Genomic DNA, 5,199 nt, shown 5'->3' on the forward strand with positions numbered 1-5,199 from the left:
CAAAAATAATAACACCTCATACATTGAGACACTCTTTTGCTACTCATCTACTGCAAAGTGGCGCCGATATAAGAACTGTTCAAGCTCAGCTTGGCCATTCTGATGTTAAAACCACACAAATTTATACTCATGTATTGCAGCAAGGTGCAAACGGGGTTATTAGCCCTTTTTCCAGATTATAAACTCCCCGATTTAAAACAAAAAAGCACAGCCCAAAACAGCCATGCTTTTTTAATCAACCTTAATCAACCTCGGTTTACAAACGAATGCCGCCGTCTATTTCTACCACGCGACCGGTAAAAAAGTCGTTTTCGATTATGTATTGTGCAGTATGCGCAATTTCGTCGCTTTCCCCTAAGCGCCCTACTGGCGTTACCGCGAGCATACGTTGTTTGGCTTCTGGCTTCATGGCGTCGGTCATGGCGGTACTTATTACACCTGGTGCAATAGCGCCTACACGTATACCAAATCGACCAAGTTCTTTAGCCCATGTGGTGGTAAGTGCCACTACGCCTGCTTTTGATGCCGCGTAGTTTGTTTGGCCTATGTTACCTGCGCGCGCTACGCTCGACATATTAACTATAACGCCGCCTTTACCAGATTCAATCATGTGGCTTGCAGCTTCCCGCCCGGCTAAAAACACACCTGTTAGGTTTACATCAATCACTGATTGAAATTGCTCAAGAGACATTTTTTTAACGACTTTGCCGTCTTTAGCCTTTATAAACATACCGTCGCGTAAAATACCGGCGTTGTTTATTAGCACACCAATGTGGCCAAAATCGCTGTTGATGGTATTAAATACGTTTTCTACTTCGCTCTCATTTGTTACGTTTGCGGCATAACCTTTAATATTGCTAGTTACACCTTCAAGCTGCGTTAATTGCTCGCATGCGTTGTTTAATAAGTCTTGCGCCATATCTATTAAAGCAATGTTGGCACCCATAAGTGCAAACTTTTGCGCCATTGCAAAGCCTAAACCTTGTGCGCCACCGGTTATTACTACCGTGTTATTTTTAATTTCCACGCGTTGCTCCTACTTAGAAAACAGTTTAAAAATGGCACTAAAGTCATCACTACCCGCACCTTGGTGCTGTAGCATAGTGTATAAATTTTTAGCCATTGAACCCATTGGGGTTGATGAATTACTTTGCTGCGCGGCTTCCATGGCAAGTCCTAGGTCTTTAGCCATTAAATCAACCATAAAGCCTGGTTTGTAATCGTTACTAGCCGGTGCGGTATCCATTACACCTGGGCAAGGATTGTAAAGCTCAAGCGTCCAGTTACGGCCAGAGCTTGCAGTCATAATGTCGCTAAGTACTTTAGGATCGAGGCCGTTGTTAATACCCATTTGCAGTGCTTCGCTGGTACCTGCCATTAAAATGCTAAGTAGCATGTTATTACATATTTTTGCTACTTGCCCTGCTCCAATATCGCCTGCATGAAATATGTTTTTACCCATATCACTCAGCACTGTATTTGCTTTATCGAACGCTGCTTTTTCGCCACCTACAATAAAGGTAAGAGTGCCAGCAGTTGCGCCTGCAACGCCGCCCGATACCGGTGCATCCACGAAGCTTATGCCCTGCTCGCCAAGTTTACTGCCTACAATACGTGCTGATTCTGCATCTATTGTTGAGCAATCAATTACTAATGTATTGTTGCTCAGCACGTTAATTAAACCGCTGTCGTCGTTATTACCCAAATACAGCGATTTAACATGTTTGCCTGCAGGTAACATACTAATAAGTACGTCAGCATTGGTTGCGCACTGCTTTGCATCAACTGCGGCTTTTGCGCCTTTGCTTGCAAGCTCATTTACGACCGACTGGTTTAAATCAAACACGCTAACAATATGGCCTGCTTTAATTAAGTTAGCCGCCATTGGGCCGCCCATATTACCTAAGCCGATAAAACCAATATTTAGTTTAGTCATCGTCTTTCCTTTATTTGTGTGATGGCGTGTCTAAGCCATTGAGAGGGTGTTTTTCGCCAAAGCGGTTAGCAAAAAAACTGTCGATTATTGTTTGTGGTACATCACTTAGTGTTTTGTACTGCCAATTAGGCGCGCCGTCTTTATCTATTAATAACGCCCTTACACCTTCTTGAAATTCACCTACTTCGCCAGCGCGAACCGACATACTTAGCTCCATTTTAAAACACGCTAATAAGCTTTTGCCTTTGCTGGCTTTTAATTGCTCACTAACGAGTGCACAACTTAATGGGCATCCGTGTTTAAGTGATTTTTGAGCGCGTTGTAACCACTTGTCATCTGTGGTTAGCCCTAAAATATAATCAACTTGCTCCTGCAAGGTTGTAAATTCACCCAGCTTTTGAATCGTTTTTAAATTAGCTTTTATATTGCCTTTTGGCATACGCGCAGATTGGTTGTCTAAATCGGTTAATAACTTAGTTAAACGCTCATGATTTAAACTTGCGGTTTTGCCCCACTTTGCAGTTAAAATTTGCGTAAGCATGGAATCATATTTAGTGCTGTCGATAAAGTGATCGGCAAGTGATACAAAACGCGCGTCGTCGCAGTTAATTGATGCCGACGTTAACCCTAAAAATAGCCCCACGTTTTGTGGCATTTTATGTAAAAAGTAACTGCCGCCTACATCTGGGTATAAACCTATGGTTTGCTCTGGCATGGCAATGCGAGATGTTTCGGTTACGACGCGATGGCTAGCACCGGCCATTAGCCCTAAACCGCCGCCCATCACTATACCGTTACCCCAAACAAGGATTGGTTTATCAAAGGTATGAATAAGGTAATCAAGCTTGTACTCAAGCGTAAAAAACTCCTCAACTAAGCTTGTTGGTTTACCTTGCGCCATTGCATGATGAAGGCTTACAACATCGCCGCCTGCACAAAATGCTTTATCGCCTGCGCCTTTTAACAACACCATTGCAATAGCATCATCGTCTTGCCAAGCTCGCAATTGCGGCTCAAGTAATTTGATCATCTCAAAATTAAGTGCATTTAAGGCTTTTGGCGCATTGAGTGTAATAAGCCCAATTAAACTGCCGTTTTCTGCGGTTGCGGTTTCAAATACCACGGGCTCATCGGCGCTATTTAATAATGTTAAAGCACTCATTAGCCATTTACCCAGTTAGCGTGGCGTTTTTCTAAAAAGGCATTTACGCCCTCTTGTTGATCTTCGGTATCAAATAAACCAACAAATAACTCGCGCTCAAGAGGCAATACACTTGCCATTGGTTGATGACGCCCCTTTTGAATCAATGTTTTACACGCAGCAACTGAGGTAGGGCTTTGATCGGCCACTTGGTTGGCAAGTTTTAGTGCTGCCGCAAAGCTTTCACCTTGTGGTACTACTTCTTCTACTAAGCCAATTTGTAGGGCTTTATCAGCTTTTAAGCGCTCGCCGCATAAAATCATGCGCTTTGCCCAGCCTTCGCCTACTAGCCATGCTAAATTTTGTGTACCACCCGCACAGGGTAATAAGCCAACTTTAGCTTCAGGGAGCGCCATTTGTGCTTGCTCTTCAGCTATACGTATATCGCACGCAAGCGCCACTTCTAGCCCGCCGCCCATTGCATAGCCGTTTATGGCAGCAACCGACACGCCTCTAAAATTAGTAAGCGCTTCAAATGCTTCACCAAATACACGCGACATATCAGCAGCTACGCCTTTATCGCCACCAGCAAATACGTTTAGGTCGGCACCCGCGCTAAAAAACTTCTCGCCTTCACCAGTCAGTACTAATGCATAAATATTTTTATTATTATTAAGCGCGTTAACGGTATTTTTTAAATCAACTAGGGTGTCTTTTGTCCAGGTGTTTGCTGGCGGGTTAGACATAGTTAAAATAGCAACATGACCTTCGGTTGTAAGTTCAATACTCGGATTAGATTTAGATTCTGACATACATTGCTCCTTATAAAACGTCGCTTGCAGACTCAGCCAAAATACGGCGCGCTATAATCACACGCATAATTTCGTTAGTGCCCTCTAAAATTTGATGAACGCGTACATCACGTACATGGCGCTCAAGCGGGTATTCTTTTATATAACCGTAACCACCATGAATTTGCAGTGCGTCGTTACACACAGTAAAGCCAACATCGGTAGCAAAACGTTTAGCCATGGCGCAGTAAGTGGTTTTTTCAACGTCGTTATTATCAAGTTTAAATGCAGCAAGCCTTACCATTTGGCGCGCAGCTACAAGTTCGGTGTTCATATCGGCAATTTTAAATTGCAATGCTTGAAACGCAGCCAATGGTTTACCAAATTGTGTACGTTCTTTTAAATATTCACGGGCTGTATTAAGCGCCGCTTGCGCTGTACCAATTGAACATGTGGCAATGTTAATTCGGCCGCCATCAAGGCCTTGCATCGCAAATTTAAAGCCTTCGCCTTCTGCGCCTAACAAGTTATGCGCAGGAATACGTACATCTTCAAAGCTAATTAGCCGTGTTGGTTGTGCGTTCCAACCCATTTTTTCTTCAGCTTTGCCGTATTCAACGCCTTTTGCGTCGGCAGGCACTACAAATGCCGAAATACCCGCAGCGCCTTCGCCGCCTGTACGTGCCATTACAACTAGCACTTCAGTTTCGCCAGCGCCCGATATAAACATTTTTGAGCCGTTAATAACGTACTCATCGCCCTCAAGCACGGCTTTGGTTTTAAGTGATGCGGCGTCTGAGCCCGACCCTGGCTCAGTTAAACAATAAGAGGCAAGTAACTCGCCCATTACTAATTGCTCTACGTATTTGTCTTTAACGGCATCGGTACCAAAACTTGCTACCATCCAGGTGGCCATATTATGAATGGTCAACATGGCCGTTGTTGCGGTACAGCCCATAGCAAGTTGTTCAAAAATAATGCTCGAATCTAAACGTGATAAACCAAGGCCGCCTGCTTCCTCTGGCGTGTATAAACCACAAAAACCAAGCTCGCCCGCTGCTTTAATCGTGTCTTTAGGAAAGATATGTTCGCGATCCCATTTTGCTGCATGGGGCGCAAGTTCTGACTCGGCAAATTGGCGTGCTGTTTGAGCAAAGGCTTGTTGATCTTCAGATAAGTTAAAGTCCATGGTAGACCTCTTTAATTGTGTTAGTTGTGTTGTTAGTGTTTCCCGTTACAGGGATAGTTTGTGACGAGCGGCGAAGGCTTATGTGTGTGTTGTGTGTGAAGTAGCCTTCGCGTCCATCTTTTTTATTAATTATTCTTTTATT

Annotated in this window: 6 protein-coding genes; 1 reads left to right on the top strand and 5 read right to left on the bottom strand. The window is 43.8% G+C overall.

Annotated features, from left to right (window positions below):
- Nucleotides 1-182: tyrosine-type recombinase/integrase (locus H5072_RS11240; protein WP_182693563.1), on the top strand; the 182-nt coding region annotated here is incomplete at its 5' end.
- A gap of 74 nt (nt 183-256) precedes the next feature.
- Here H5072_RS11240 and H5072_RS11245 read toward each other — a convergent pair.
- From H5072_RS11245 to H5072_RS11265, 5 genes are read right to left on the bottom strand one after another with little or no spacing between them, the layout of a single operon-like run.
- Nucleotides 257-1,027 carry an SDR family oxidoreductase gene (locus tag H5072_RS11245; protein WP_149592399.1) on the bottom strand — a complete coding sequence of 257 codons (771 nt, stop codon included), beginning with the start codon at nt 1,025-1,027 and terminating at the stop codon, nt 257-259.
- A 9-nt stretch (nt 1,028-1,036) separates the two neighbouring features.
- Complete coding sequence (gene mmsB, locus H5072_RS11250) at nt 1,037-1,936, bottom strand: 3-hydroxyisobutyrate dehydrogenase (protein ID WP_182693564.1); 900 nt, start codon at nt 1,934-1,936, stop codon at nt 1,037-1,039.
- Between the two features lie 10 nt (nt 1,937-1,946).
- The gene (locus tag H5072_RS11255) at nt 1,947-3,098 is read right to left on the bottom strand and encodes an enoyl-CoA hydratase/isomerase family protein (RefSeq protein WP_182693565.1); all 1,152 of its coding nucleotides are present in this window, start codon (nt 3,096-3,098) and stop codon (nt 1,947-1,949) included.
- The gene (locus tag H5072_RS11260; RefSeq protein WP_182693566.1) at nt 3,098-3,889 is read right to left on the bottom strand and encodes an enoyl-CoA hydratase; all 792 of its coding nucleotides are present in this window, start codon (nt 3,887-3,889) and stop codon (nt 3,098-3,100) included. Before H5072_RS11260 ends, H5072_RS11255 begins: the two co-directional genes overlap by 1 nt.
- A 10-nt stretch (nt 3,890-3,899) precedes the next feature.
- Nucleotides 3,900-5,057, bottom strand: coding sequence for an acyl-CoA dehydrogenase family protein (locus H5072_RS11265; RefSeq protein ID WP_002961869.1), 1,158 nt, complete (start codon nt 5,055-5,057; stop codon nt 3,900-3,902).
- Nucleotides 5,058-5,199: the final 142 nt, after the last annotated feature.

Origin of the sequence: Pseudoalteromonas sp. SR45-5, from assembly GCF_014163565.1 — a bacterium.
Lineage (GTDB): Bacteria > Pseudomonadota > Gammaproteobacteria > Enterobacterales > Alteromonadaceae > Pseudoalteromonas > Pseudoalteromonas distincta.